The sequence below is a fragment of the Stenotrophomonas thermophila genome, from assembly GCF_001499715.1.
GTDB classification, from domain to species: domain Bacteria; phylum Pseudomonadota; class Gammaproteobacteria; order Xanthomonadales; family Xanthomonadaceae; genus Stenotrophomonas; species Stenotrophomonas hibiscicola.
Genome location: NZ_CVIW01000002.1, coordinates 82,594 through 109,415 on the forward strand (window position 1 = coordinate 82,594; position 26,822 = coordinate 109,415).

Consider the following 26,822-nt stretch of genomic DNA (forward strand, 5'->3'; position numbering starts at 1 on the left):
CACAAGCAGGTTCACCGTGGCATCTACGGTCCGTTCAGGCACCCCGGCGCACCGTCTGCTGCGGCCCGACGGCCAGATGGATCACACAGGAGCAACGATGGGCATCACTTCCGTGGCCGGCGTTCCGGTCCAACCCCGGCACCGCGCGACCTGCCACTGCGGCACGGTCGAGCTGCTGCTGGACCTGCCGGACGGGATCGTCGATCCCCGCCGCTGCGACTGCTCGATGTGCCGCCGCCGTGGCGCCATCGCCGCCAGCGTCCCCCGTCAGGGCCTGCAGGTGCTCCGCGGGCAGAACCACCTGCAGAAATACCAGTTCAATACCCATGTGGCCGAGCACTACTTCTGCGGGGTGTGCGGCATCTACACCCATCACCGGCGCCGCTCCAACCCCGACCAGTACGGCTACAACGTGGCCTGCCTGGAGGGCATTGATCCGTTCGCGCTGGGGGTTATTCCGGTCAGCGACGGGGTCAACCACCCGTCAGACCGCACCGGCTAGTGGCGCGTGCGCCGCGGCGGCGTGGCGATCTTCTGCCAGGGCGCCATGCCGCTGCGCCCCGCCCGCGCCGGGCGTTTCAGCCAGGGCCGGCGTGACGGTGCCTGTGGCGCGTCCTCGACCGGGGGAGGAAGGGGTCGACGGCCGGGCCAGAGATGGTCGAGCAGCCACATGGCAGGTCTCCGTGGGGGGACGGGGACGATCAAGACTAGGCCCGGGTAGGCATAGGCGACGTGAGCGGGACACGACGACGGGATGACGGCGGAGGCGGCGATGAGCCTGCTACACCATGTTCCCGACCAAGGCACCTGTCCTTTTCCGCAACAACAGGCGCAACACGGCGGCACAGGCGGCGGTCAGCAGCGCCAGTACACGCAGCAGTGTCGCCAGCGCCTCACTACTGGCGTGCTGCAGCTGCATGCCGCTTATCGTCGGTAGCAGTGCCTGCGCCTGTTCCCGCGCCCCCGTGGCCAGATAGGCACCGGCACGCACCAGCGATGCCGGCGACGCGCCCTGCAGCTGATGGCCGATCAGCAGCGCAAGCAAGGCAGTGACTGCGGCCAACGCGATGCCTTCGCCGGCCACCCGCACGGTTCCGAATATGCCTGCGGCCATGCCGGCACGCTGCACCGGTACCACGCTCACCGACAGTCCATCCATCAGCCCCCACGGCAAAGCCGTGCCTGCGCCGACCAGCATCAGCAGCGGCACCCACTGCGAGGGCGACGGGTGCGACGCCTGCCGCGACAACAGGTACAGGCCGGCGGCACATACCAGCAGACCCAGCGTGCACAGCCGCGCACTTCCCACGCGCTCCGCCCAGCGCGCAGCCAGCATCGGCAGCACCAGCATCGGCGCGGACAGCGCCAACATCTGCAGTCCCACCAGCGTCGCGCTCTGGCCATGCACGCCCAGCAGTTGCAGAGGTAACACGACCAGCAGCACCACGTAGCCGAAGCAGGTCGCCACCGGCAGCAGCTGGACACCGAGGAACGCCGGTTGCGAGAACAGTGAGAGGTCCAGCAACGGTGAGGGGTGCCGCCGTTCGATGAAGACGAACACCCCGCCCAACAGCAGCGTCGCCAGCAGCGCCAGCTGCACGCGCGCGGCATGCAGGCCGAACTCGCCCGACCACAGCAGCGCCAGGGTCAACGCCGCCAGCGTCAGGCTGAAACTCAGCATGCCGCCGATATCCAGTGGTCGGCGCTCGCCATGACTTTCAGGCAACGCGCGTGCCCCCAGGCCGAAGGCCACCAACGTGAGCACACCGCCCGCGGCGAACACGCTGCGCCATCCCAATGTCTGCAGCAGCAGGCCCGCGAGCAGGGGCCCCAACGCCAGCCCCATGCCGAACGTGGTGCCCAGCAGGGCGAAGACACGGGCACGCGCCGGCCCCTGCCAGGCCTGTGCCAGCAGCGCCGTGCCGGATGCCAGCGCCGCCGCCGCGGCAACGCCCTGCAACCCGCGCGCCAGATCCAGCCATAGCAGCGTGCGAGCAAGGCAGACGGCGGCGGTGGCGGTGGTGAAGCCCGCCGTGCCCAGCAGGAACAGCCGCCGACGGCCATATCGATCGGCCGAGCCGCCCGCAGCGAGCAACAGACTGCCGAAGGTGAGCATGAAGGCGTTGGTCACCCAGGCCAGCGCGGTGGGCGATGCCGCCGCGGAACGGGCCAGCGCCGGCACCGCGACTGCACCGGCAGAGAAGGACAACGGCAACGCCAGCGCGGCCAGGCAGACCGCAAGCAGCGCCCAGCGCTGCTGCGCGCGGACAGGTACAGGGAGCATCGAATCCGGGGCCATGCGGGCCTCCATCCATCAGGGGCATTGATGATGGACAGGCCGCTATTCCAGAAAAACAGGCTCGGTGGACGTTGATTGCGGCCAGATGTTCCGCAATCATCCAAGCATGGACTCCATCTCCGCCCTGCTCGCCTTCGTCCGCACCGCGGAGGCAGGCAGCATTGTCGGTGCCGCCCGCGTACTCGGCCTGTCAGCCTCGGCCGTCGGCAAGCGCATCGCCCGGCTTGAACAGGAACTCGGCACGCGCCTGTTCCAGCGCACCACCCGCCGCGTGCATCTCACCGACGAAGGCGAACTGCTGCTGCAACGCTGCCGGCGTGCGCTGGATGAGCTTTCCGAAGCGCAGGCGGACCTGGCGCAGCGACAGCACGCCCCCAGCGGACTGCTGCGCATCGGCCTGCCCACCATCGGCTACCGCTTCCTGCTGCCGGTGCTGCCCGGCTTCCAGCAACGCTATCCGCAGGTGCAGCTGGAACTGGACTTCAACGACCGCATCGTCGATGTGGTCAGCGAAGGCCTGGATGCAGTGATACGCAGTGGCGAACTGGCCGATTCCAGCCTGACCGCACGGCGGCTGGGTGGTTTTCGTTTCATCCTCTGTGCGGCGCCGGGCTATCTGCAGATGCATGGAACGCCCGGCGATGTGGGCGACCTGCGCATGCATACCGCGCTGCGCTTCCGTTACCCCACCACCGGAAAGCTGCATCCGTGGCAGCTGCCGGGCATCGAAGGCGACGCCGGGGCGCGCCTTCCCACGGCGATGACCTGCAACAACATGGAAGCCGTGCTGGCCGCTGCGATCGGATGCATGGGCCTGGCCTGGATGCCTGACTTCCTCGCAGCCGACGCGCTGGCCGATGGCCGCCTGCAACAGGTGCTGCCCACACTGCCCACGCACCAGGGGCAGTTCTCGCTGCTGTGGCCCGGTGGGCGCCATCCCAGTGCACGCCTGCGGGTGTTCATCGACTACGCCGTTGCGCACCTTTTCCGCAGCACCCCGGAAAAGGGGACGGAGGGGATTAAGTCGTAATTGGTCCTGCTGTGCCTGAAACGACTTAATCCCCTCCGTCCCCTTTTTCCTAGCGGCTGAAGCGGCGCGCGCCGGCGACGCAGATCACCGCGACCAGAGTCACCAGCACCATGCTGAGGCTGACCGATTCGTGCAGCAGCAGCGCGGCCAGGGCCAGGCCGAAGAACGGCTGCAGCAGCTGCAGCTGGCCGACAGCGGCGATGCCGCCCTGGGCCAGCCCGCGGTACCAGAACAGGAAGCCGATCAGCATGCTGAACACTGCCACGTAGCCCAGTGCCCACCACGCCGAGGCACCGACCGCCGAGAGCGAGGCCGGGCGCATCAGCACCGTCATCGGCAGCATCACCGGCAACGCCAGCAGCAATGCCCAGCTGATCACCTGCCAGCCACCCAGATGACGGGCGAGCCGGCCGCCTTCGGCATAGCCCAGCCCGCACACCACGATCGCCGCCAGCATCAGCAGGTCGGCCTGCAACGAGGCCTCGATTCCGTTGCGCGCGGCATAGCCGACCACGCAGGCACTGCCCAGCAACGAGAACAGCCAGAACGCCGGGCGCGGCCGATCGCCACCGCGCAGCACGCCGAACACCGCTGTACTCAACGGCAGCAGGCCGAGGAACACGATGGTGTGCGCCGACGACGCGTGACGCAGCGCGAGCGCGGTCAGCAGCGGGAAGCCGACCACAACGCCGAGGCTGACCACCACCAGCCCTGGCAGGTCGCCGCGCCGCGGCCATGGCTGGCGCAGCAGAAGCAGCAGCCCCAGACCGAGCACCGCGGCGATGGTGGCGCGTGCGGCGGTAACGAACCCGGCATCCAGCTGCAGCACCGCCAGCCGGGTGGCCGGCAATGAGCCGGCGAAGATCACCACACCGATGAAGCCATTGATCCAACCACTCGCCGACCGTTCCACGCCTGTACTCCTGAAGGTGCCGGACGATGCCCGGCTGCACCTGTATGGAAGCATCCAGCGCGGAACGACCCCAGCTACAATCCAGTACAGCCGCAAGTAACTGTACTGCCCACACTTCCACTACGGTTCCACCATGCCGCGCCCGCTCACCCGCATCGAATCGGTCATCCAGACCGTCCGCACCCGCATCAGTGCACGGGTGGATGGCCCCGGCTCCCGCCTGCCTTCGGTACGTGCGCAGGCAGCGACCATGGGAGTTTCAGTCTCCACCGTGGTCGAGGCCTACGAGCGCCTGGCGGCCGAAGGGCTGATCAGTGCGCGCGCAGGCTCGGGCTTCTACGTCAGTGGCCCGGCCGCACCGCTGGCGCTGGCCGAAATGGAGCCGCGGCTGGATCGCGCGGTGGATCCGCTGTGGGTATCACGACAATCGCTGGAAACGCCCGCGGGCGATCTCAAGCCAGGGTGCGGCTGGATGCCCAGTGACTGGCTGTATCACGATGGCGTGCGCCGCGGCCTGCGCGGGCTGGCGCGTGCCGATGCCATGCAACTGGTGGACTACGCCGGCCCGCTCGGGCTGCCCGCGTTGCGCCAGCTGCTGCAAAGGCGCAGCGCCTCGCTTGGCATCGATGCACCGATGGAGCAGATCCTGCTGACCGAATCCGGTACGCACGCGGTCGATCTGCTCTGCCGTTTCCTGCTCAAGCCCGGTGACTGCGTACTGGTCGATGACCCGAGCTACTTCAATTACCACGCACTGCTCAAGGCGCACCAGGTGCAGGCCATCGGCGTGCCGTACACGCACAGCGGCCCGGACCTGGAGGCGTTCGCGCAAGCCCTGCAGGCGCATTCGCCGCGGCTGTACATCACCAATTCCGGACTGCACAACCCGACCGGCGCGGTGCTTTCAGCCAACACCGCGCACCGCCTGCTGGACCTGGCCGAACGCAGCGAGCTGATCATCGTCGAGGACGACATCTTCGCCGACTTCGAACTGCAGCCGGCACCGCGGCTGGCCGCGCTCGATGGACTGTCACGGGTGATCCACGTCGGCAGTTTCTCCAAGACGCTGTCGGCAGCGTCGCGCTGCGGCTACATCGCTGCGCGCCACGACTGGATAGAAGCACTGACCGACCTGAAGCTGGCGACCAGCTTTGGCGGCGGCCATCTGGCCGCGCAGTTGATGCACATCGCGCTGACCGATAGCGGTTACCGCCGCCACATGCAGTCGATACGTTCGCGCCTGGCCGATGCACGCCGGCACACACTGCGGAAACTGCAGGCGCTGGGCATCACGCCGTGGCTGCAGCCGGAAGCCGGCCTGTTCCTGTGGTGCCAGCTGCCCGATGGCCGCGACGCCGCCGCACTGGCGCGGCACTGCCTGCGCGAGGGCATCGTGCTGGCGCCGGGCAACGCGTTCAGCCAGTCGCAGCGCGCGGCCGACTATCTGCGCTTCAACGTCTCGCAGTGCCAGGACCCGAGGATCTGGCAGGTGCTGGCACGCGCGCTGCGTTGAGCTGGTAATGCGCGACCAGCGCATCCACCACCATGCGTACGCCCCGCAACTGGCCGCGACGATGCGGCAGCGGCGCGCAATGCCTCTTGCGCGCCGCGCTACAGTGGCATGTCCCCCGCCGCAGGAATCCGCGCATGTCCACGTTCTCCGATCCGCAGGCGGTGGCCCGCTATACCGAGGGCCCGCTGCGCCAGGTGCCGGGCTTCCTCGCGCTGCAGCAGATGAGCCGCCTGCTGCTGGCCGAACGCGTTCCCGCACAGGGCCGCGTGCTGGTACTCGGTGCCGGGGGTGGGCTGGAGCTGAAGGCCTTTGCCGAGGCGCAACCGGGCTGGCAGCTGCTGGGCGTGGACCCGGCCGCACCGATGCTGGCCCTGGCCGAGCAGACACTGGGTCCGCTGATGCCGCGTGTGCAGCTGCTGGAAGGCTACATCGACGATGCGCCCGATCTGCGCTTCCATGGTGCCAGCTGCCTGCTGACCCTGCACTTCCTCGATGCAGGGCAGCGCCTGCACACGTTGCGCGAGCTGCACCGGCGCCTGCAGACCGGCGCGCCGCTGGTTGTGGCCCACCACAGCGTGCCGCAGGAACCGGCCGGCAAGCTGCGCTGGTTGCAGCGCTACGCAGCGTTCGCCGAAGCCTCGGGCGTTGCCCACGCCGATGCACAGCGCGCGATCGAGGCCATTGCCGAGCGGCTGCCGCTGCTGGCCCCCGAACAGGAAGTGGCGCTGCTGCAGGAGGCCGGCTTCGATGGCGTGGAGCTGTTCTACGCAGGCTTCAGCTTCAAGGGCTGGGTGGCGTACGCCGGGTGATGCCTACGGCACCACGGTGATGCCGATGCGCTGCATCAACAGCGCCACCTGCTGCACGTCCAGCGTGGCACCACGCAGGTTGGTGCTGCGCAGGTCCAGCTCACCCAGCTCCGAGTTGGTCAGGTCGCAGTCGGTGAAGTTGGCGCTGTTCCAGTCGATGCCCTCGAACTGGCCGCCGGACAGATCCGAGCCCGCGAAACTGGCGCCGCTTACATTCGCGCCATCCCAGCGGTTCTCCCACAGCTCGCACTTCTCCAGCGTGACCCGCGAGAAGTTCGCGTAGCGCAGGTTCGACTTCTTGATGAAGGCACTGCAGAACCAGCTGCGCGTGGTGATCTGGTTCATGAAGCTGGCGTTGCTGAAGTCCGCGCCCTGCGCACGGCACTCGCTGATCTCCAGGCCCAGCGCCTTGATGAAGTTGAAGTGGCACATGCTGATGTCGCAGCTGCGGAAACTGGCTTCTTTCAGCGTAGCGCCATTGAAGCGGCAGCCGGCGCGGCTGTCGGCATCGTAGAAACTGCAGTTGATGAACTCGGTGCCGGTCAGGTCCGCACCGGAGAAATCGCACTCGTGGAACTGCTGGTCGACCACTTTCTGGCCGGTGTACTGGTCCGCGCCGATGCGCAGCTTGCGGTGAACGGTGGGAGACATCGGGGATTCCATGCCGAGTGCCCGCCATGATGCCGGGCGGCGAGGCCGATCCATAGACCCCGGGGCGGGCGGGTTCACCGGCAGTCCAGCCGCCCTGTGCCCTCCCGACCAACGCACGTTGTTGCACGATTATGCACGAACGTGCAGACTTGCGGCATGAGCGCCGACCCCAGCCCCCTACCCGCCCAGCGCACCCGGCAGATCCTCGAGGAGCTGCGCCAGCAGGGCCGCGTGGTCGCCGCCGAGCTGGCGCGCCGTTATGCCGTCTCCGAAGATTCGATCCGCCGCGACCTGCGCGAACTGGCCGCACAGGGCCTTTGCCAGCGCGTCTACGGCGGCGCCGTGCTGCCGCCGCCCAAGGAACGGCCGCTGCGCGAGCGCCTGACCCGCGACCGCGGCGACAAGGCCGAGCTGGCCGCCCGCGTCTGCGCGCTGCTGCAACCCGGCCAGGTGGTACTGCTCGATGCCGGTTCGACCAACCTGGCGATCGCCCAGCAGCTGCCGGCCGCTCTCTGCGTGACAGTGATCACCAATGCCCCGCAGATCGCCACCGCCGCCAGCATGCTCGAAGGCACTTCGGTGCAGCTGATCGGCGGGCGCCTGACCAGCGGTGGCGGTGCGGTCGGTGCCGAGGCGCTGGCCCAGGTGCAGCGCCTGCGTGCCGACGTGTACCTGCCCGGCCCCTGCGCGGTGGACGGCGACACCGGCGTGTGGGCAATGGATGCGGAAGAAGCCACGCTGAAGCGCGCGATGGTGGCCTGCAGCAGCCGTGTCATCGTCGCCGCCACCACTGAAAAGCTCGGTGCCCGCGGCAACTGGCAGATCGCCAGCCTCGATGAAATCGACGATCTGGTCCTGACCACCTCGGCTCCGCCGGCGCTGGCCGCGCGCTTCCACGTCGCCGGCATCGCGGTACACCCCACTCCCCCCTGACCGTACCGCTCATGTCCGTTGCCAACCGCGCGCGTGCCGAACAGCACGCGACCCGCGCTGCGTTCTTCATTCCCGGCTTCGCCACCGCGCTGTGGGCCACCCTGGTGCCGTTCGCCAAAGCGCGCACCGGGATCAATGACGCCACGCTGGGGCTGGTGCTGCTCTGCCTCGGTGCCGGTTCGCTGCTGGCAATGCCGTTGTCCGGCGTGCTGGCCGCGCGCCTCGGTTGCCGCCGGGTGATGGTGGCCAGCAGCCTGCTGATCTGCCTGACCGTGCCCGGCCTGGCGCTGGCCGGTTCGGCCTGGACACTCGGGCTGGTCCTGTTCGTGTTCGGTGCTGCCGTGGGTGCGATGGACTGCACGATGAACGTACAGGCAGTGATCGTCGAGCGCGAAGCACGGCGCGTGATGATGTCCGGCTTCCATGCCTTCTTCAGCATCGGCGGCTTCCTCGGCGCGGCCACCATGACCGTGCTGCTGTCCGCACAGCTGCCGCCCTTGGCATCCGTGCTGATCGGCGTTGGCGCAATGCTGCTGGCGATGCTGTTGTCGGCGTCGTACTGGCACAGCGAACGCATGCCGCATGACACACCGATGCTGGCCCTGCCGCACGGCATCGTGCTGTTCATCGGCGTGCTGGCGTTCGTCGCCTTCCTCGGCGAAGGTGCGATGCTCGACTGGAGCGCAGTGCTTCTCAGCGATGTGCGCCGCGTCGATGCCAGCCTCGCCGGCGTCGGCTACGTGACCTTCACCCTGACCATGACCGTCGCGCGCCTGTTCGGCGATGCACTGGTGGCGCGCGTGGGCCGCCAACGCGCGATCGTGTTCGGGGCCCTGCTAGCCGCTGCGGGCGTGCTGGTGCTGACCCTGGTCACGCCGTGGCAGGCATCACTGCTCGGCTATGTGCTGGTCGGCCTCGGCTGTGCCAACATCGCACCCGCGCTGTTCTCGCTGGCCGGCCACCAGACCCGCATGCCCGGCGCCCTGGCGATCACCGCCGTTTCCACGCTCGGCTTTGCCGGCATCCTTGCCGGGCCGGCGCTGATCGGTTTTGCTGCCAACCACTTCGGCCTGATCGCTGCATTCATCGGCGTTGCCACGGCCTTGTTGCTGGTGGCGATGTCCACGCGGTGGCTGCGGGTGTAGCCCAAGGCATCAACGCCGCCCGCGCCGCAGCTTCATCCGCAATCGCCGATAGCCGATCACCGTCGCCGTGGCACACAGCGCGGTGCCGGCAGCACTCAGCAGCAGCAACACCGCCAACCGGACACCTTCCTGGCGCAGCATCGCCGGCAGATCCCAGCTGTGCAGGAAGGAGAACAACCAGCGCCCCACCCGCTCGCGATGCCCCATCGTCAGCAGCGGATCGCCGGTCGCCAGATCGAGATAGACGCGCGTCGCCTCCGCGTCGCCAAAGTCGACCACTGCCACCGGAAAGCGGCGTACCGCTGCACCATTCATGGCCTCTGGCGCACGCGGATAGAAGTAGGCATCCGCTGCCTGCCGCACCACGAAGCCCTGCATCGGCGCGTCGGACAGCGCCCGCACCTTCTGCTGCAGCCACGCCGCCGGCAGCAGCCGCGCAACCTGCAGATGCCCATTGCCGCCGGACACGATGCGGGTCTCGCTCTGCCCGTCCAGCAGCACCGCGAACAGTTCACCACTGATCCGTCGCCACTGGATCTCCACCGGCCGGAAGCGCCCAGCTTCGGCCACCGCCAGAAGCTTCGCAGGATCACCCAGCGCACCGTCCACCGCCACCGTACCGCCACGATAGTGCTCAACATCGATCGCTTCACGCGTACTGCTGAAGACACCCAGTGGATTCATCGACATCAGCCCGCTGAAGATCCAGGTGAACACGAAGGCGCACGCCATCAGGCCAAGCAGGTGGTGCCAGCGCATCCACGACTCGACGTACGGCGTCTTCGCACCGGAACGATAGTGCCCACGGAAACGCCAGCGCCACACACCCACCACGATGCCGCTGATCGCCGCCACCGTGCACAGTGCGGACAGCACGATCACCACCCACGTCCACACAGGGTCCACCGACTGCATGCGCAGGAAGTACAGCCAGTGCAGCCAGGCGCCCACATAGTTCCAGCGCTGCTGCACATGCGGGGCGTCCAGCACCACTTCACCGGTACGCGAGGACACGTACAGGTCGCCCGGCTGCGCGCCGCCCACCTCGACGCGATACAGCGGTCGATGCACATCCAATGCGCGCGAATGCGTCCAGCGGTCCTCCTCCACGCGCATCGCACCCACGAAGGCCTGGCCGACCGCGAACTGCGCAGCGGATGCTTCGGCGCGCTGTGCCGACACCGGCAGCAGCGCTTGGCCGGTCACGGCAGACCAGGCGCCCACGTTGCTGCCACTTCGCACCACATACGCCGGCTCGCCACGCAGCGTGGTCAATGCCACAGCCTCCGGCTCGGCCTGCACGGCGGCAGGCAGTACAGACAGCCCCTGCAGGTCGCGGGCCTCACCCAGCACCGGCAACGCCGCCAGCCGCTCGCCAGGCGTCAGCTTCGGGTAACCAATGAACAGCATCACCATGCCGCTGACGAACCACAGCAGCATCAGCAGGCATCCGCCGATGCCCAGCCAGCGATGCACCAGGTAGGTCCAGCGCTTGGCGGTGGAACGCAACGTCATCGCCAGCGCCCTCAGAAGCGATGGTCGACGGTGAATTCGACGCGCCGGTCCGCACCCAGCAACCACTGCGTGCTGGTGTAGTACGCGGTGGCGTAGTACGCCTTGTCGAACACGTTGAACAACCGCGCGGACAGCCGCGTGCGCGGTGCCGCCTGCCAGGTCAGTGCCAGGTCGGTGGTGCTGTAGCCGGGCAGTTCCAGCGTATTGGCGTTGTCGGCGTAGCGCTTGCCGACATAACGCACGCCCCCCGCCGCACTCCAATCCGGTGCGAACTGCCAGCTCAGCCACATACTGGCCAGGCGCTCGGCCACGTTCGGCGGCACGTTGCCGTCGCGCGACACCAGCACCGCCGGCGATCCCGTGGTTTCCAGGAAGTCCTCGAATTCGGCCTTCAGCACCGTCGCGTTGGCATCAAGCGTCCAGAGCGGCGCGACGTTCCAGGTCAACGACGCTTCAATACCGCGCGAGGTCTGCGCACCCACCTGCACGCGGCGATCCGGCACCCGCGGATCGCGGCTGAGCAGCCCGGTCTTGCGGATGCGGTACGCCGCCAGCGTCCACTCGCCACCGTCGAAGGCCTGCTTCAGGCCCACCTCGATCTGCCGGCCCTTGGCCAGATCGAACGCACCGTTGGCCGGGCTGATCATCAGCAGGCCACTGACCGGGTCCGCCGCCTGCGAGTACTGCGCATAGAGGCTCAGCGTCGGCTGCAGCGCGAATACCGTACCCGCACGCCAGCCGGTGCTGCTGTAGGTTTTCGAGAACGCGTTCTGGCCACTGATCAGATCGGTGCGATCAATACGCGCGCGGTCGTGGCGCAGCCCACCCAGCACCGACCAGCGCTCGCTCAGCGCCAGCCGGTCTTCCACGAACAGCGCGTACTGCTCGGCACGGTTGCGGTAGCGCGGCAGGTTCGGCGCATCGCTGGCGAACTGGCCCGGCACCGGATCGAACGGATCGACCGGGCCCGAGCTGCCGGCATAGGTGTTGTTGGTGTGCTTGAAGTGCGCGCGGTTCGCGTCCAGGCCCACCGCGAAGTTGTTCTGCAGGCCACCCGCCGTTCCCTGCACGCGCAGCGTCGAGGTCAGTCCGGTCTGGACCTGGTTGTGGGTGATCTCGGTATTGCCCGAGCGATCAATCAGCCCGGTAGCGCGGTTGTAGACATAGGCTTCGGCATTGCGCCAATCGCGCTGGCTGTCGATCTGGTAGACGCGGGTTCGCCATTCCACGTTCGCGTTCGGTGTCCACAGCGCGTCGAGCTGGGTCCAGCGGTCGCGGAAGCGGATCTCGCTGTCGTCCACGTTGTAGTTGCGGTGGCGCAGCGCCTCCAGCTGGCGGCCCTCGACCAGCGGCGTGCCGAAGTAGCGCATGGGTTTCTGGTAGCCCTGCGCGTGGGTGAGCGTCAGCTGCAGGTCCGCACGTGGCTGCCACAGCAACGCACCGGAGAATGTCGCGTCGCTGTTGCGTCCACGGTCGACCCAGCCACCGCTGTAGTTGCCACTCACATCCAGCCGGTAGGCCAGCTCGGGGGTCAGCGCGCCACCACTGCCGAAGCCCAGCCGCGCGGTGTCCTCGCTGCCCACGGTCACGCTGATCTCGTTCTCGATGGCCCCGCGCGAGGGCTTCTTCGGCACGATGTTGATCACGCCGCCGATTGCACCGTCGCCATGGATGACCGACGCCGGGCCGCGCAGCACTTCGATGCGCTCGATCGACCAGGTATCGAACGGGAAGGTGATGCCCACGCCGCCGTACTGGCGCAGCCCGTCGTAAAGCCGCATCACCGAGGCACCGTCGGTGAAGCCGCGGCTGGAGAGCGCGCTCAGGCCATTGCCCCGGGTGCGGCATCGCACTGATCGCACCCGCCCGGCTGATCGCATCGTTGAGGTTGCTGTCGCCGCGCTGCTCCAGCTGCTCGCGCGAAATCACCGTCAGGCTGGCCGGTGTCTGCAGCACGCTCAGGCCCAACGCAGAGCCGGCGCTGGCGGTGGAGGACAGTTCACCGCTGCGGGTATCGACCACCCGCACGGTATCCAGCGTGGTCGGGGGTGCCGCGTCGGCGGCCAGCAGGGGCGCGGAATGCAGGAGCAACGCGCACAGGACAGGCAGCGTCGCCCGGCGCAGGCGCGCGGAGTTGGGGTTCGTTTTCATTTTTTCACGGCATGCAAGGCCACCCCGCAATGGCAGGGCAGCAATCAGAAAGGGACAGACACGCGCGTGCGGGCACCGGCCGTGGCCGGCAACCTCATGGAAGAACGTTCAATGCAACGCGCGTGCGGCTCAGACGGCCATCAAGGCCGGTGGCCCACGCGCTCCCAACGTGCCGCTGATCCGTTGCGGCAACGCCTGCACCGCACCGCGCAGTGCGCGGCACACTGGCGCCATCGGCGCCAACAGCAGGACTGCCGCCACCAGCAGGGTGATCAGCCGTGCAGCGATCAGGCAGTAATCGCAGTCCACGCCCATCTCATGATCGGCATGTGGATCGGCGGGCGGATTCTTTGCGGCCTCGCCGTGCGGCATCGCCATCGCGTGATGGTCTTGGTGCCCTTCCATCGCGTGCTGCGCATGCTCTGCGTGCATCGCGTGGTCCATGGCCGCCACCGGCGCAGCGGCAGTCACGTGACCGTGCGCCAGCCAGCGGCTCACCAGCGGGGCGAGCAGCACCAGCAGCATGGCAAGCCATGCCAGGGCCTGGAACCGGCGGTGGAGAGCAGAACGGCGCACGCCGCCATTCTACGGGGGCCATGGCCAACCTTGGCCCCCGTTCAGGGTTTCCCCCCTGCGACACGGTGACGCAGGACTGTCCTCCCCCGCGCACGCCCTCCATTCAGTAGATCCACGCCATGCGTGGATGCTTTTTGCCCATCAACTCACGTACTGGGCCACACCATTACCAAACGACCAATTTTCCCGCTTCACTTCCACCAGATTGATGAACACATCCTCGCGGCGGATGCCCACCGCCGCATGCAGGCCCTCGGCAATGCCCAGGTACAACGCGTTTTTCTGCTCGAGCGTGCGCCCTTCGTTCCAGGTGATCTGGATGCAGATGAAGTCGTCGGTGCGATCCACGCCCAGGTAGCCGGGATCGTAGATCAGCGTGCCGGGCGCGTGTTCCTGGAAGATCTGGAAGCGGTCGTTCTCCGGCACGCCCACTGCGCGCAGGGCCTGGTAGATGGTTTCACCGACCCGTTGCAGGTAGTCGGCGGATTTACCTTTGCGAAGATCGATGCGGGCGAGCGGCATGGTGGCACTCCAGACTGGATGGGTACGACGACAGGCTGAGACTACGCCTGCCCGGGGCGGTGGGACAGCACAGGGATGGAACCCTCTGGCTCCATGCGTGGCATGGTCCCCGCCTCCGGCGCGCGGGGTGACGCGATTGCCATGGCGGCATCCCTCCGGAGTCGTCATGTGCACGGTCGGCAGGGGCGGCGATGTGCGCCATCAGTGATGGGCCGCACTACTCGCGGGTGCTGGACGGCACACATCGGGAAACGTCTGGCCTGCCTAGGGACAGTTGAGAATTTTCCTTACAGACCGATGTGATTGCCCGGCTTGAAGATCGCCGCGCCGGGGCAAGACACCTTGGCCGGGATTGGCGTCTCGAATAAACGAACAGGCTTCAAGGGCTGCGAAAGAAATCGCAGCTGAGAGAATGCATCGACTGCCCTCCATGGCGGCCGGTGCGTGGGGATCACAAGATCCGCCAGGCGTTCTTCTCCCTTGAAGCTTGTTTGCCTTGGTACGCCAACCCGCACCGTCCGCCACCTTCACTCCGGAAGGTGGCCCTACGCCAATGAGGGTTTCGCCATGACCAACCGCACGGCCATCCATCCCCGCCTGCGCGCGCTTATCGGCGACGTCGCAGCCGACGTGCCCGGGGACCTCGCACGCGAGATCGAGTGCGCCCTGAACGAACAGAACCTTCCGGCGCAGTCGGCCACGTTCTTCGCCCGTCTCAATGCGATCAACCATGCCGACGGTGATGACGGACAGCCGTGCAACAGCCTCACTCTCGGTGCCAGCAACCACGCCTCCCTGCGCCGCTCGATGTCTGGGCTCAGCGCAGTACTCGATCTGCTGCAGGCCGCCGACCATGCGCGCAACGAAGGCGGCCCGGACGAACAGTTGGGCGCCTTCCATATCGACGGACTGATCGTGGCCGCACGACAACTGGTGCGCGAAGCACATCATTGCCTCTCCGGCGGCGACGCCTGACCGGCCCGGACGTGCTCCCGCTACAATCGCGCAGGGAGCGCAGGAGACCGCAATGGACGCCGAACACCTGGAGTACTTCAAGGCCGCACTGGAAGGCCGCGCAAGCGTGGGCTGGAACGTCTGGTTCGCCGCCAACCAGCAGGCGCTGGCACAACAGCTGAGCCGCCCTGCACTGTTGCGCTTGAAATTCAGCACACTGGATGAAGCCGAACGTCTGCTCGCCGAAGCCGGCATCGTGCCCCGCAGCACAGCGGGCAAGCGCTACGAAATGTAGTGCGCGCAGTTCTCGCCGGACGTGGTGGACGCGAACGGTCGCCCACTGCCGGCCCTCTGGCGCGCGGTGCACGGCGGTGCCATCGGCCTGCTGGCCGACGGTGAGCAGAAGGCCGGCCAGGCGAAGCTGCTCGCGGAGTTCCGCCGCGTCCGCAAGCGCGGGCTGCAACAGGCTCATGAATGGTTGGCCGATCTGTGCTTTGAAGGCGAGATGGAGCTGACCAGCGGCAATGCCGAGGTGGGCCGTGGTCTGCTTGCAGTGGTGGTGCAGGCGGGTAGCGGCCATGACCTGCTGGATGCCACGGCGATGATCGCGCGCGAGCTATTGGACGAACACGGCTGAGACAAGGCCTGTTCCCATTCACAGAAGAAAACCCCTGAGTAAATGAAGGCCAGCAGTGAGCTCAGAGAATGGCTGGGACCGCTGTAGAGCAGGACTTTCCGCCCCCTCCCCTGCGTGGCCCGCATCGACCAACAAGCTTCATGATCGTAATATCCGGTCAAGCCTTACTCGAAGGCGTTTCCGGGGATGCGAAGAATGCGTAGGTGCAGGGATGCTGCAGGTGGTGCAATTTCGCGCTTCAGGAGATTTGAATCTCAATTCCGCCAGTTGGCTGCCATAGGCACCTGGTTGTGCTTTGCGCTGCCATTCGGCCTTGGCCTATTACCATCTGCCATCGCCGCAGGCCAGGAAACAGTCACTTAGATCCACACTGACGCCCTTGGCTCCGTCGTCGCCGAAACAGATGCCAATGGGAAAGTGATCAAGCGCTACGACTATGAGCCCTATGGGGCCTTGGTAGGTGGCCAGGCCACAGACGGACCGGGATACACGGGACATGTGAGCGACTCGGTCACCGGGCTGAGCTACATGCAGCAGCGGTACATGGATCCACAGTTGGGGATTTTCCTATCGGTGGCCCCGGTAACGGCCTATCAGAAGCCAGTTGAACAGTTCAACCGGTATCGATATGCCAACGGAAACCCTTACAAGTTCACGGATCCTGATGGGCGGGAGAGTGGTGCAGCCTTCAAGGTAGTCAACGACGCCACGAATGGGCAACCGATTGCTCCTCCGCCGAGAAATCCAAGCGATAGCCTCGGACCGGCAATTGGTGTCGCGTTAACCGCAATTCTGGCGGCTCCAGTACTCGCAGAGGGTGGTCTGGCCGCAATGGCAAATCCAGGAGCGGTAGCCACTGCGGCAGAGATTGGCGCAGGAGCCGCCGGTGTCACGGGCACTTCTGGCGCAGTAGCGGGAAAGATCACCGGCTACACTAAGCACGGCTTGAATCAGGCAATCTCCCTCGATGGAGGCAGGGGGGTCTCTGCAAAGGCCATACTATCGGCAGTGAAAGAACCCGCGAAGGTTGCCGAGCAGGCCGGCGGCAAGACGGCGTACACAGGGAAGGATGCGAAAGTAGTTTTGAACGGCGAAGGGAAGGTCATAACGGCCTTCCCGAAGAATAGCGAAGGACTGAGAGACCCGAAGGTAAAGTAAAGATGAAGAAGGATATCTCACCCAGCCTGCGCTCGCTGTTGGTTGAAATCGCAGCGAAGCACAATTTGCTCCTACCCGAGAATGGCGTCAGATACCTCGTTGAGCGTGATCGCGAGTCGCTGATTGATGCGTTGCTGGAAGAACTGTCAGAGAGCGGCTTGGGGCCTGACGATGAACCTAATCAACGAGGCATTGAGATCGAAGAAATCATTGACTTCGTCGGCCCCGTCGTTGATCGGCCCGATGCGTCGGGTGACTGAAGGCACGTTGATGCGGGCACGGCCTGATTGACGCACGGCGAAGATCAAGCGCGCCGCTGGAAGAACACGGCTGAGACGGAGCGCGCATTCGGCTGATCCTGCTGGATCGCTGGTAACAAAAAAGCCCCCATTTCTGGAGGCTTCTTTCGTTCTGCAACATGGTGGGCGGTACAGGGATCGAACCTGTGACCCTTGCCGTGTGAAGGCAATGCTCTACCGCTGAGCTAACCGCCCGGTGTGTTGCTGAGCCGCTCATTATAGGGGCTTTTCAGAGGCCGTCAACACTTTTTCACATTCGTGTTCACGGGTGTTTTCGGGGTGCGCAGCCGAGCATGGCTCGGCTCTACAGAACAGCGGGTTCACAGGCGTTTCGGGGCATGCAGCCGAGCCCAGCCCGGCGCTACCGGACTCACATCGTATGCGTCGGCTTGTCCGAACCGGTCAGACCGGCCAGCAGGGTCTCGATCTTGTGGCGCACGCCCTCGCCTTCGGCACCGTCGGCCAGCTGCACGCCGATGCCGGCGGTGCGGTTGCCCTGCGCGCCGGCCGGGGTCACCCAGATCACCTTGCCCGCCACCGGCAGGCGCTCGCTGGAATCGGGCAGGGTCAGCAGCAGGAACACCTCGTCGCCCAGGAAGTAGCGCTTGGGCGTGGGCACGAAGATGCCGCCATTCTTCACGAACGGCATGTACGCGCTGTACAGCGCGGCTTTGTCCTTCACGGCCAGGGACAGGATGCCCTGGCGGGCGTTGCTGGCACTCATCGATTTCCCCTTGCGGCAGGCCGCTCGTTCACCTTGTTCCAGGCCAGCAGCAACTCGACCACCGCAAGGTCTGCACGCACCGTGGTGCGCAGCAGGTCGCGGGTGCGGTTGGCCGCATCGAACCAGGCTGCAAGCTTGTGCAATCGCTCCGGCGTGGTCAAGGCATCGGTGCTGGCCTGGGCCAGCGCCAGGTCGGCGGCAAAGCGCAGGCGCAGCGCCGCGTTGTCGTCACCGCACCACTTCTGCGCCAGCTCCACCGCGCCGGTCTTGCCGGCGGCCAGCTGTTCCAGATCTCGACCGACTTCGCGGCGCAGGCTCAGGCCGTCTTCGCGCAGCCAGTTGTCGGCCTGGCCGGGATGGCCGCGCGCGGCGTCCAGCGCTTCGCGCGCCAACGCCTCGCTATGGCCCCGCTGCTGCAGCCAGGCCAGTGCTTCGTGCTGCGGCGGCAGCTTGAACTCCAGGCGCTGGCAACGGCTGCGGATGGTCTGCGGCAGGCGTGCCGGATCGCTGCTGATCAGCCACAGGTAGCGGCCGGGCTGCGGCTCCTCCAGCGTCTTCAGCAGCGCGTTGGCGGCCGAACGGTTGATCGCATCGGCCGGATCGACGATCACGACCTGCGCCACGCCGTACTGCGGGGTCAGCGCCAGCTTGTCGGTGATCTCGCGCACCTGCTCGATGACGATCTCGGTACGCAGCTTGTCGCCGCTCTTGTTCGGAATGAAGCTGACCAGCTGCAGGTCCGGATGGGTGCCGGCGGCGATCAACTGGCGCGTGCGCGTGGCGTGCGTTGCATCGCCCTGCGCCAGCACGTGGTCGGCCAGCGCCAGCGCCACCTCATGCTTGCCCAGCCCGGCCGGGCCGCAGATCAGCAGGCCATGACCGAGGCGACCGGCGTCGAGCGCGGCCACGGTCTGGTCGAACGCGCGCTGCTGCCACGGTGAAAAGGTATTCATGCGCCCTCCCCGTCCTGCAGCCAGCGCTCGACACGCGCAACCACGTCGGCGGCCACGCGTTCCTGCACCTGGCCGGCGTCGATCAACGCAAAGCGCTGCGGGTCCTGCTGTGCGCGGCTGCGGAACACTTCGCGCACGCGCTGGAAGAAATCGTCCTGCTCGCTCTCGATGCGGTCCGGCCACAGGTCGCGACCGTTGGCGCGCGCGCGGCCGACGGCCACGTCCACATCCAGCAACAGGGTCAGCCCCGGCAACAGGCCGACCGCGCGGCGCTCCAGGTCGGCAATCCACTGCGGATCGAGGCCACGGCCGCCGCCCTGGTAGGCGTAGCTGGAATCGGTGAAGCGATCACTCAACACATAGGCACCGCGCTGTAATGCCGGCTGGATCACCTGACGCACATGCTGCGCGCGCGCGGCGAACACCAGCAGCAGTTCGGCTTCGGCGCTGAGCGGCTCGGCAGCGATCTCGGCATCAGGCTTCAGCACCAGGCCGCGGATGCGCTCGGCCAGTGGCGTACCGCCCGGCTCGCGGGTCAGCACCACCTCGTGGCCGTGGCTGCGCAGGCAGTCACGGATGGCATTGATGGCGGTGGTCTTGCCCGCGCCCTCGCCGCCTTCCAGGCTGACGAAACGCGGGTGGCGAAGCAGCGCGGGACTCATTGCGCCGGGGTCTCCTGGGTACGTTGCTGGCGCAGCTGCTGCAGGTAGCGGGCTACGGCGGCGTTGTGCTGGTCCAGGCTGGGCGAGAACACGTGCGCGCCACTGCCATCGCCCACGGCGACGAAGTACAGCGCATCACCGGCGGCCGGCTGCGCGGCGGCCATCAGCGCGTCGCGGCTGGGCATGGCGATCGGGGTCGGGGTCAGGCCAGCGCGGGTATAGGTGTTGTACGGCGTATCGGTAGTCAGGTCGCGACGGCGGATGTTGCCGTCATACGCAGCACCGAGGCCGTAGATCACGGTCGGGTCGGTCTGCAGGCGCATGCCGATCTTCAGGCGGCGCATGAACACCCCGGCAATCTGCGGGCGCTCGCTGGCCAGCGCGGTTTCCTTTTCGATGATCGAGGCCAGCGTCAGCAGTTCGTAGGGCGTGTTGATCGGCAGGTCCGGCGCGCGGCTTTCCCAGGCTTCGTCCAGCGCCTTTTCCATTGCGGCGTGGGCACGCTTGAGCACGTCCAGATCACTGTCGCCGCGCTGGTAGACGTAGGTCTCCGGCAGGAAGCGGCCTTCCGGATGCTGGCCACCGAAGCCCAGGCGCTGCATCAGCGCGGCGTCATCAAGAGTGTCGGTGGTGTGCAGCAGCGGCTCGGCACGCTTGAGTGCGGCACGCAGCTGGCGGATGTTCCAACCCTCCACGATGGTGACGCGGTGCTGCAGCACCTTGCCGGCGCGCATGCGCAGCAGCAGTTCGCGCGGGGTCAGCTCGCCACTGAGCGCGTACTCGCCCACCTTCAGCTTGCCGGCCGCATCGAGCTGGCGCGCCAGCAGCTGCCACTGGGTGTCCTGGCCCTCGTCCACGCCGGCCTCGCGCAGCTTGCGCAGCACGCTGTTCATGCCATCGCCGCTGGCGATGACCACGCTCTCGGCGGTCGGGGTGATCGGGGCATCGGCGAACCGGGTCTGCTGGTGGAAGAACCACGCGCCGGCGCCGGCCACGACGGCGCCCAGCACCACCACCAGCGTTACCACGAAAAGACACCCGCGCTTGGCTCCCGCCATGGACTACCTCTGAACTCGATTCCGTCGTGCAGGATACCGTGCCGGTGGATTGGGGTCATGACCGGGCCACACGCCCGTGCCGACCAACGGTCGGCACCCACCCGAACACTGGCACCCACCGGTACGGTAGTGCCGGCCGCTGGCCGGCAAGCGCGCGGATCGTGGGTGCATGAGGTTGCCGGCCAGCGGCCGGCACTACCGGAACACGCCTACCCCTGCTGGCCCAGCGCGCGCAGCAGGCCGCGGGCCTTGGCGCGGGTCTCGTCCAGTTCCTTGTCCGGGTCCGAATCAACCACGATGCCGGCGCCGGTGCGGAAGCTCACCTCGTGGCCATCCACTTCGGCGGTACGGATCAGGATGTTCAGGTCCAGGTCGCCATCGCGGTTCAGCCAGCCGAACGCGCCGGTGTAGGCACCGCGCGGCACCTGCTCCAGCTCGCTGATGATCTGCATGCAGCGCACCTTGGGGCAGCCGGTGATGGTGCCGCCCGGGAACGTGGCGGCGATCACCTCGCCGGGCGTGACCTCCGGGCGCAGGTGGCCGCTGACGTTGCTGACGATGTGGTGCACATGCGCGTAGCTCTCCACGGTCATCAGCTCATCGACCACCACGGTGCCGGGCAGGCAGATACGGCCCAGGTCGTTGCGCTCCAGGTCGATCAGCATCACGTGCTCGGCACGCTCCTTCGGGTGGCCGACCAGCTCCTGGATGCGCGCGGCATCATCGTCGCCCTCGAAGCGCGGACGCGTGCCGGCAATAGGACGCGTCTGCGCGTGGCCGGCATGCACCGACACCAGCCGTTCCGGCGAGGAACTGACCACGTGGCGGCCGTGCGCGCTGAACAACCCGGCGAACGGTGCCGGGTTGGCACGGCGCAGCTGCGCATACAACGCCTGCGGGCTGACCGGCGCGGCGAACTGCGCGCTCCAGCGCCGCGACAGGTTCACCTGGAACACATCGCCGGCACGCAGGTAGTCGATCACCCGGCGCACGCCATCGGTGAAGCGCTGTGGCGCATCCTCGCCGACCGACTGCGGCGGCTGCCAGCCCTGCCCGGCCTCCGGCAATGCCTGCGACGCCAAGGTCATCAGCGCCTCCAGCAGGGTCTGCTCACCGGCTTCGGCGATGACGAAGCTGGCGTCGTTCTGGTGGTCGTGCAGCACCGCGGCCGGGCAGCGCAGCGCCAGCGCGGTCGGGCGGCCGTCCTCGCGCGCGCGCGCCGGCAGCACCGGTTCGATCTGGCTGGCCACTTCGTAGTCCAGCATCAGCGCCCAGCCGCCACGGAACGGCAGGCTGTGGCTGCCGTCGTGCGGCAGGCGTTCGTGCTGCCAAGCGCGATCCAGCGCCTGCAGGAACGTGCCGGGCTGCACGGCACCCTGCAGGTCGCGCACCTGGCCATCGGCGTCCAGACGCAGGCCCTCGCCCTGCGCGGCCAGCAGCAGGCTCCAGCGGCCCTGGGCGGTGCCCGAGGCAGTGGATTCCATCAGCAGCGGGAAGCGCGCCGGGTCATGCTGCTGCAGGGCCAGCAGATCGATCGGGTGCGGCAGCGGGTGGATCAGCGGTGCGTGGGTCATGGCGGCCAGGTCGGGGGTTCAGATGCACGGAAGCCGCCTTGCGGCGGCTCCGTGGTGCACGGCGTTGATCCGTTTGTCGGATTGCCGATGGGTAGAGTCGACTGTCAGTCGACTGCTTTCCCATCAACGATCACCGCGGCGGATCGAAAGGCAGTCGACTGACAGTCGACTCTACCAATGCGACGTCGAGCGTGGCGCGACGTCGCAACACCGGTCAGACGCGCTTGAAGACCAGCGTGCCGTTGGTGCCGCCGAAGCCGAAGCCATTGGACATCACCACGTCGACCTTGGCCTGGCGTGCTTCGTTGGGCACGTAGTCCAGGTCGCAGCCTTCGCCCGGCTGCTGCAGGTTGATGGTCGGCGGAATGACGTTGTCCTGCAGCGCCATCACCGAGAAGATCGCTTCCACGCCGCCAGCAGCGCCCAGCAGGTGGCCGGTCATCGACTTGGTGGAGCTGACCATCATCTTGTAGGCGTGGTCGCCGAAGGCGGTCTTCATGGCCATGGTCTCGCCCAGGTCGCCCAGCGGCGTGGAGGTGCCGTGCGCGTTGAGGTAACCCACCTGTTCCGGGGTCACGCCCGCGTCCTTCATGGCCATGACCATGCAGCGCGCGGCGCCTTCGCCGTTCTCGCTCGGTGCGGTCATGTGGTACGCGTCGGAGCTGGCGCCGAAGCCGGCCAGTTCACAGTAGATCTTTGCGCCACGCGCCTTGGCGTGCTCGTACTCTTCCAGGATCAGGATGCCGGCGCCGTCGCCCAGCACGAAGCCGTCACGGTCCTTGTCCCACGGGCGCGAAGCCTGTTCCGGGGCGTCATTGCGGGTGCTCATGGCCTTCATCGCGCAGAAGCCACCCAGTGCGGTCGGCGAGGAGCCACGTTCGGCACCGCCGACCACCATCACGTCGGCGTCGCCGTACTGGATCATGCGCATCGCGGTACCGATCGAATGGTTCGAGGTCGCGCACGCCGACACCGCCGAGAACGACGGGCCCTTCAGGCCGGTGATGATGCTCAGCTGGCCCGGCAGCATGTTGATGATGGTCTTGGGCACGTAGAAGGGCGAGATCTTCTTGCCCTCGTGAAACTCGATGGTCTGCTCTTCGATGCCGAGCAGGCCGCCGATGCCGGCGCCGACGATGGCGCCGATGCGCTCGGCATTGGCGTCGGTGATCTCCAGGCCCGAGTCGTGCAGGGCCATGAACGAGGCACCGAGGCCGTAATGGATGAACGGGTCCATCTTCTTGGCATCCTTGCCGCTGACCCGGAATTTGCCGAACAGTTCGTTGTCGGCGGTGATGTCAAAGCCCTTGACCTCACCTGCAATCTTGGTGGTGAACCGATCCAGGTAGGCATCAGAAATGTTGGTCAGCGGACCGATGCCCGAACGACCGTGGGTGATGCCTTCCCAGCTGCTGGCCAGATCATTGCCCAACGGCGAGACGATACCCAGGCCGGTTACGACGACGCGACGCTTCATTGCTGATTCTCCTGACCCGAAGGTTCAATCGGGTAACACGGTTTGCTTCGGTGTGATGCCCAAACACACGGGGCCGCAACTGCGGCCCCATGGGGTGCGGTGCGCGGCGAGCGTGAGCCCGCGCGCGCACTGCCGTCTGACATCAGGCCTTGACGTGGGCCTTGATGTAGTCGATGGCGGCCTGCACGGTGCTGATCTTCTCGGCTTCTTCGTCCGGGATCTCGCACTCGAATTCTTCTTCCAGGGCCATCACCAGCTCGACGGTGTCCAGCGAGTCAGCGCCCAGGTCATCGACGAACGATGCGCTGTTGGTGACTTCTTCTTCCTTGACGCCAAGCTGTTCGACGACGATTTTCTTGACGCGTTCTTCGATGGTGCTCATGGGATCTCGCTCCAGATGGAGTTGTGGTTCAAAAGTGGTCGCCATCAAGGGCGATGGCCGTGGGATAGTGTAGTGGAAACCGGCGCGGCCTTGCATTGCAGCAAAAACCCCCGCAGATCAACCACTTGCGGCGCAATCCCTGCGCCCCTTGCTTACGGCATGTACATGCCGCCGTTCACATGGAGGGTTTCGCCGGTGATGTAACCGGCAGCCGGGCTGGCCAGGAAGGCCACCGCATGGGCGATGTCTTCCGGCGATCCCAGGCGTTCGAGGGCGATGTCGTTGATCAGCGCGGTGCGCGCTTCTTCCGGCAACGCCTTGGTCATGTCGGTGTCGATGAAGCCAGGTGCGACAACATTGACGGTGACGCCGCGCGAACCGATTTCCTTGGCCAGCGACTTGCTGAAGCCGATGATGCCGGCCTTGGCCGCGGCGTAGTTGGCCTGGCCGGCGTTGCCGGTCACGCCCACCACCGATGCGATGTTGATGATGCGGCCCTTGCGTGCCTTCATCATGCCGCGCATCACCGCCTTGCTGGTGCGGAACACGCTGGTCAGGTTGGTGTCGATGATCGACGCCCAGTCCTCGTCCTTCATGCGCATCAGCAGGTTGTCGCGGGTGATGCCGGCATTGTTGACCAGGATCGAGATCGGGCCGAATTCCTTGGCGATGCCATCGAGCACGCTGTCCAGCGCGGCGGCATCGGTGACGTTCAGCGCGCGGCCGTGACCGCCGTGGGCAGCCAGGCGTTCGCCGATCGCGGCAGCGCCGGATTCGGTGGTGGCGGTGCCGATGACGGTGGCGCCCTGGGCGGCCAGCAGATCGGCGATGGCGGCGCCAATGCCACGGCTGGCACCGGTGACCAGTGCGATTTCACCCTGCAGGGGCTTGCTCATGATGTTTTCCTCAGACGGGAGCGGCCGCCGCACCGTGCCGCTTGCAGCGGCCACCGGTACGGCCGGCAGGAACAGGGCAGGTCAGGCCGACCATGCCTCGCGGGCGGCTTCGAAGTCGCCCGGCGTGGCCAGCGGACGGCCATCGATGGCCTTGTCGATGCGCTTGACCAGGCCGGTCAGCACCTTGCCTGGGCCGCACTCGGCAACCTGGGTGATGCCGCGGGCGGCCAGCGCCTGCACGCAACCGGTCCACTGCACCGGCTGGTACAGCTGCTGGACCAGCGCGGTGCGGATGGCGTCCACGCCGTCGTGCACCTGGGCATCGACGTTCTGCACCACCGGCAGCTGCGGCGCCTGCCAGGACAGGCCGGCCATCACTTCGGCCAGGCGGTTGGCGGCTTCGCGCATCAACGGGGTGTGCGAGGGCACGCTGACGGCCAGCTTGACCGCCTTGCGCACGCCCTTCTCGGCCAGCAGCGCCAGTGCACGGTCGACCGCATCGGCGTCGCCACCGATCACGATCTGGCCCGGCGAATTGAAGTTGGCCGGCACCACCACCTGGCTGCCTGCGGCTTCGGCGCAGACGTCCAGCACCAGCTGGTCTTCGGCACCGAGCACGGCGGCCATGGCACCGACACCGGCCGGTGCCGCTTCCTGCATCAGCTGGCCACGCAGGCGCACCAGGTGCGCACCGTCATGCAGGCTCAGCGCGCCGGCGGCGACCAGGGCGGTGTACTCGCCCAGGCTGTGGCCGGACAGCACCGACGGGCGCGGACCGCCCACGGCGTTCCAGGCGCGCCACACGCCGATGCTGGCGGCCAGCAGGGCCGGCTGGGTGTATTCGGTACGGTTGAGCATTTCCTCCGGGCCACCTTGGGACAACGCCCACAGGTCGACACCGGCACCATCGGATGCCTCGGTGAAGGCTTCACGCACCTGCGGGTGCAGTTCGGCCAGCTCGGCCACCATGCCCACAGACTGCGAGCCCTGGCCGGGGAAGACAAAAGCGAGGGTGGATACGGTCACGCGGTCATCCGCTTGTTGCAATCGAAGCGGGCCATGATAAGGGGGAATCCGCTGTGTCGTCTGTACGTGCGCGTATGCAGGCGTATGGAGCAATGACAGGGTCAGATCCCTTTTCCACCGGAAATGGGATCTGACCCCGGCCGACGATCAGCAGAACAGCTGCAGGACGTCCAGATCGCCGTCGGCGAGGAAATCCACGCACAGCCCCACCAGCATCAGCACACCCGCGGTACTGGCGCCATGGGTGATGAAGATCGAATGGGCCAGCGCGCGCGCTGAACGGCCCAGCTTCATGCAGACCCGGGCCAGGCTGCGCAGGCGGCCACTGACCGCATGCACGTGCTCGCGCACCGGCGCCTGGGCACCGCCCATCGCCTCGGCCATCATCGCCTGCAGGTGCTCGGGGCGGTCGGCGTAGTACTTGGCCACGCCATAGCCGAACATCAGCCAGTCGCGGGCCTGGGCTTCGGACAGGTCCATCACTTCCAGTGGATCTTCCTCGAAGTCGATGAAGCCGACCTTGTCGCCATCCCAGGTGAGGTTGCGCGGCAACGGCTGGCCGAAATAGGCGCCGCGCGCATGCGCTTCGGCAATGGCCTGCATCGCCGCCATGACCAGCCGATCACGACCGGCCTCGTCGGCCTGGCGCAGGCAGGTATTGAACGAGCTGCCGTTGTCGCCGATTACCAGCGCGGCATGGCCGGTGCCCAGCACGTCAGGCACGTTCACACCTTGCGCCTGCAGTTCTGCAAGGCGGCGGGCCTCGGTTTCGCGTGCGGCGTCGCCGCCACGGTGCGGAGGAGGACGAAGGGCATCGAGGTGGAAACGACGGGCAACAAAATTGAGCAGGCCGAGGGCCAGCGCCCGGCTTCCCTTGCCGTACTGCTTCAGCCAGGCACGTTGCCCTTCGATGACGATGGGCTCAACCATGACAGGTCCTCCTTAAACGCGTCACGGCCCCGGAG

General features: G+C 66.9%; 27 protein-coding genes, 1 tRNA gene and 1 pseudogene. 11 read left to right on the forward strand and 18 right to left on the reverse strand.

Annotated elements, in window-relative coordinates; translation table 11 throughout:
• Nucleotides 1-97: 97 nt before the first annotated feature.
• The gene (locus tag BN1263_RS02665; RefSeq protein WP_058979411.1) at nucleotides 98-502 is read left to right on the forward strand and encodes a GFA family protein; all 405 of its coding nucleotides are present in this window, start codon (nucleotides 98-100) and stop codon (nucleotides 500-502) included.
• A gap of 279 nt (nucleotides 503-781) precedes the next feature.
• On the opposite strand, the gene BN1263_RS02670 is transcribed toward BN1263_RS02665, so the two are convergent.
• Nucleotides 782-2,299 carry an MFS transporter gene (locus BN1263_RS02670; protein WP_058979451.1) on the reverse strand — a complete coding sequence of 506 codons (1,518 nt, stop codon included), beginning with the start codon at nucleotides 2,297-2,299 and terminating at the stop codon, nucleotides 782-784.
• Nucleotides 2,300-2,405: 106 nt separating this feature from the next.
• On the opposite strand from BN1263_RS02670, the gene BN1263_RS02675 reads away from it, so the two are divergent.
• A complete protein-coding gene (locus BN1263_RS02675) occupies nucleotides 2,406-3,329 on the forward strand; it encodes a LysR family transcriptional regulator (RefSeq protein ID WP_058979452.1) in 924 nt (307 codons plus the stop codon).
• Between the two features lie 49 nt (nucleotides 3,330-3,378).
• On the opposite strand, the gene BN1263_RS02680 is transcribed toward BN1263_RS02675, so the two are convergent.
• Complete coding sequence (locus BN1263_RS02680; RefSeq protein ID WP_058979414.1) at nucleotides 3,379-4,242, reverse strand: DMT family transporter; 864 nt, start codon at nucleotides 4,240-4,242, stop codon at nucleotides 3,379-3,381.
• A gap of 133 nt (nucleotides 4,243-4,375) precedes the next feature.
• On the opposite strand from BN1263_RS02680, the gene BN1263_RS02685 reads away from it, so the two are divergent.
• Both BN1263_RS02685 and BN1263_RS02690 read left to right on the forward strand, forming a co-directional pair.
• Nucleotides 4,376-5,755, forward strand: a complete 1,380-nt coding sequence (locus BN1263_RS02685) for an aminotransferase-like domain-containing protein (RefSeq protein WP_058979416.1) — start codon at nucleotides 4,376-4,378, stop codon at nucleotides 5,753-5,755.
• Nucleotides 5,756-5,889: 134 nt separating this feature from the next.
• The gene (locus tag BN1263_RS02690) at nucleotides 5,890-6,564 is read left to right on the forward strand and encodes a class I SAM-dependent methyltransferase (RefSeq protein ID WP_058979418.1); all 675 of its coding nucleotides are present in this window, start codon (nucleotides 5,890-5,892) and stop codon (nucleotides 6,562-6,564) included.
• Nucleotides 6,565-6,567: 3 nt separating this feature from the next.
• Here BN1263_RS02690 and smqnr read toward each other — a convergent pair whose 3' ends face one another.
• The gene (gene smqnr / locus BN1263_RS02695; RefSeq protein ID WP_044569588.1) at nucleotides 6,568-7,215 is read right to left on the reverse strand and encodes a SmQnr family pentapeptide repeat protein; all 648 of its coding nucleotides are present in this window, start codon (nucleotides 7,213-7,215) and stop codon (nucleotides 6,568-6,570) included.
• 156 nt (nucleotides 7,216-7,371) lie between these two features.
• Here smqnr and BN1263_RS02700 point away from each other — a divergent pair, with 156 nt between their 5' ends.
• Complete coding sequence (locus tag BN1263_RS02700) at nucleotides 7,372-8,148, forward strand: DeoR/GlpR family DNA-binding transcription regulator (RefSeq protein WP_058979420.1); 777 nt, start codon at nucleotides 7,372-7,374, stop codon at nucleotides 8,146-8,148.
• Nucleotides 8,149-8,159: 11 nt separating this feature from the next.
• Nucleotides 8,160-9,293 (forward strand): MFS transporter, encoded by a 1,134-nt coding sequence (locus tag BN1263_RS02705; RefSeq protein WP_058979422.1) that lies wholly within the window; start codon nucleotides 8,160-8,162, stop codon nucleotides 9,291-9,293.
• A gap of 9 nt (nucleotides 9,294-9,302) precedes the next feature.
• On the opposite strand, the gene BN1263_RS02710 is transcribed toward BN1263_RS02705, so the two are convergent.
• The 4 genes and pseudogenes from BN1263_RS02710 to BN1263_RS02725 form a co-directional block, all read right to left on the reverse strand.
• Complete coding sequence (locus BN1263_RS02710; protein WP_058979424.1) at nucleotides 9,303-10,808, reverse strand: PepSY domain-containing protein; 1,506 nt, start codon at nucleotides 10,806-10,808, stop codon at nucleotides 9,303-9,305.
• 11 nt (nucleotides 10,809-10,819) lie between these two features.
• A pseudogene (locus BN1263_RS02715) lies at nucleotides 10,820-12,959 on the reverse strand (TonB-dependent receptor).
• Nucleotides 12,960-13,088: 129 nt separating this feature from the next.
• Nucleotides 13,089-13,484 (reverse strand): DUF2946 family protein, encoded by a 396-nt coding sequence (locus BN1263_RS02720; protein WP_058979426.1) that lies wholly within the window; start codon nucleotides 13,482-13,484, stop codon nucleotides 13,089-13,091.
• Between the two features lie 192 nt (nucleotides 13,485-13,676).
• Nucleotides 13,677-14,057, reverse strand: a complete 381-nt coding sequence (locus BN1263_RS02725; protein WP_058979427.1) for a tautomerase family protein — start codon at nucleotides 14,055-14,057, stop codon at nucleotides 13,677-13,679.
• A 567-nt stretch (nucleotides 14,058-14,624) separates the two neighbouring features.
• Between BN1263_RS02725 and BN1263_RS02730 the strand changes: the two genes are divergently transcribed.
• The 5 genes from BN1263_RS02730 (at nucleotide 14,625) to BN1263_RS02740 (ending at nucleotide 17,066) form a co-directional block, all read left to right on the forward strand.
• Nucleotides 14,625-15,032 carry a hypothetical protein gene (locus tag BN1263_RS02730; RefSeq protein ID WP_058979429.1) on the forward strand — a complete coding sequence of 136 codons (408 nt, stop codon included), beginning with the start codon at nucleotides 14,625-14,627 and terminating at the stop codon, nucleotides 15,030-15,032.
• Between the two features lie 52 nt (nucleotides 15,033-15,084).
• Nucleotides 15,085-15,306, forward strand: a complete 222-nt coding sequence (locus BN1263_RS20820; protein ID WP_260832895.1) for a hypothetical protein — start codon at nucleotides 15,085-15,087, stop codon at nucleotides 15,304-15,306.
• Nucleotides 15,307-15,327: 21 nt separating this feature from the next.
• Nucleotides 15,328-15,648 carry a hypothetical protein gene (locus BN1263_RS20825; protein WP_260832896.1) on the forward strand — a complete coding sequence of 107 codons (321 nt, stop codon included), beginning with the start codon at nucleotides 15,328-15,330 and terminating at the stop codon, nucleotides 15,646-15,648.
• A 363-nt stretch (nucleotides 15,649-16,011) separates the two neighbouring features.
• The gene (locus tag BN1263_RS20780) at nucleotides 16,012-16,806 is read left to right on the forward strand and encodes an RHS repeat domain-containing protein (RefSeq protein ID WP_527059170.1); all 795 of its coding nucleotides are present in this window, start codon (nucleotides 16,012-16,014) and stop codon (nucleotides 16,804-16,806) included.
• A gap of 2 nt (nucleotides 16,807-16,808) precedes the next feature.
• A complete protein-coding gene (locus BN1263_RS02740; RefSeq protein WP_021202623.1) occupies nucleotides 16,809-17,066 on the forward strand; it encodes a hypothetical protein in 258 nt (85 codons plus the stop codon).
• 159 nt (nucleotides 17,067-17,225) lie between these two features.
• Here the strand turns inward: BN1263_RS02740 and BN1263_RS02745 are convergent.
• The 11 genes from BN1263_RS02745 to BN1263_RS02795 form a co-directional block, all read right to left on the reverse strand.
• Nucleotides 17,226-17,300: transfer RNA gene (locus BN1263_RS02745), tRNA-Val, on the reverse strand.
• Nucleotides 17,301-17,475: 175 nt separating this feature from the next.
• Nucleotides 17,476-17,829: a PilZ domain-containing protein gene (locus BN1263_RS02750; RefSeq protein WP_005412452.1), complete on the reverse strand. Its 354-nt coding sequence runs from the start codon at nucleotides 17,827-17,829 to the stop codon at nucleotides 17,476-17,478.
• Nucleotides 17,826-18,782 (reverse strand): DNA polymerase III subunit delta', encoded by a 957-nt coding sequence (locus BN1263_RS02755; RefSeq protein ID WP_058979430.1) that lies wholly within the window; start codon nucleotides 18,780-18,782, stop codon nucleotides 17,826-17,828. The genes BN1263_RS02750 and BN1263_RS02755 overlap by 4 nt, the downstream gene beginning before the upstream one ends.
• Nucleotides 18,779-19,444, reverse strand: coding sequence for a dTMP kinase (gene tmk / locus BN1263_RS02760; RefSeq protein ID WP_058979432.1), 666 nt, complete (start codon nucleotides 19,442-19,444; stop codon nucleotides 18,779-18,781). The genes BN1263_RS02755 and tmk overlap by 4 nt, the downstream gene beginning before the upstream one ends.
• Entirely contained in the window at nucleotides 19,441-20,502 is a 1,062-nt protein-coding gene (gene mltG, locus BN1263_RS02765; protein ID WP_058979434.1) for an endolytic transglycosylase MltG, read from the reverse strand. Before mltG ends, tmk begins: the two co-directional genes overlap by 4 nt.
• A gap of 209 nt (nucleotides 20,503-20,711) precedes the next feature.
• Nucleotides 20,712-22,076: an aminodeoxychorismate synthase component I gene (locus BN1263_RS02770; protein WP_058979436.1), complete on the reverse strand. Its 1,365-nt coding sequence runs from the start codon at nucleotides 22,074-22,076 to the stop codon at nucleotides 20,712-20,714.
• Nucleotides 22,077-22,290: 214 nt separating this feature from the next.
• The gene (gene fabF, locus BN1263_RS02775) at nucleotides 22,291-23,553 is read right to left on the reverse strand and encodes a beta-ketoacyl-ACP synthase II (RefSeq protein WP_058979438.1); all 1,263 of its coding nucleotides are present in this window, start codon (nucleotides 23,551-23,553) and stop codon (nucleotides 22,291-22,293) included.
• Between the two features lie 142 nt (nucleotides 23,554-23,695).
• Nucleotides 23,696-23,935, reverse strand: a complete 240-nt coding sequence (acpP, locus tag BN1263_RS02780; RefSeq protein ID WP_005415509.1) for an acyl carrier protein — start codon at nucleotides 23,933-23,935, stop codon at nucleotides 23,696-23,698.
• 152 nt (nucleotides 23,936-24,087) lie between these two features.
• The gene (gene fabG, locus BN1263_RS02785; RefSeq protein WP_005408312.1) at nucleotides 24,088-24,831 is read right to left on the reverse strand and encodes a 3-oxoacyl-ACP reductase FabG; all 744 of its coding nucleotides are present in this window, start codon (nucleotides 24,829-24,831) and stop codon (nucleotides 24,088-24,090) included.
• Between the two features lie 81 nt (nucleotides 24,832-24,912).
• Nucleotides 24,913-25,857, reverse strand: coding sequence for an ACP S-malonyltransferase (fabD, locus tag BN1263_RS02790; RefSeq protein WP_058979440.1), 945 nt, complete (start codon nucleotides 25,855-25,857; stop codon nucleotides 24,913-24,915).
• 147 nt (nucleotides 25,858-26,004) lie between these two features.
• Nucleotides 26,005-26,787 carry a BUD32 family EKC/KEOPS complex subunit gene (locus BN1263_RS02795; protein ID WP_019659499.1) on the reverse strand — a complete coding sequence of 261 codons (783 nt, stop codon included), beginning with the start codon at nucleotides 26,785-26,787 and terminating at the stop codon, nucleotides 26,005-26,007.
• Nucleotides 26,788-26,822: the final 35 nt, after the last annotated feature.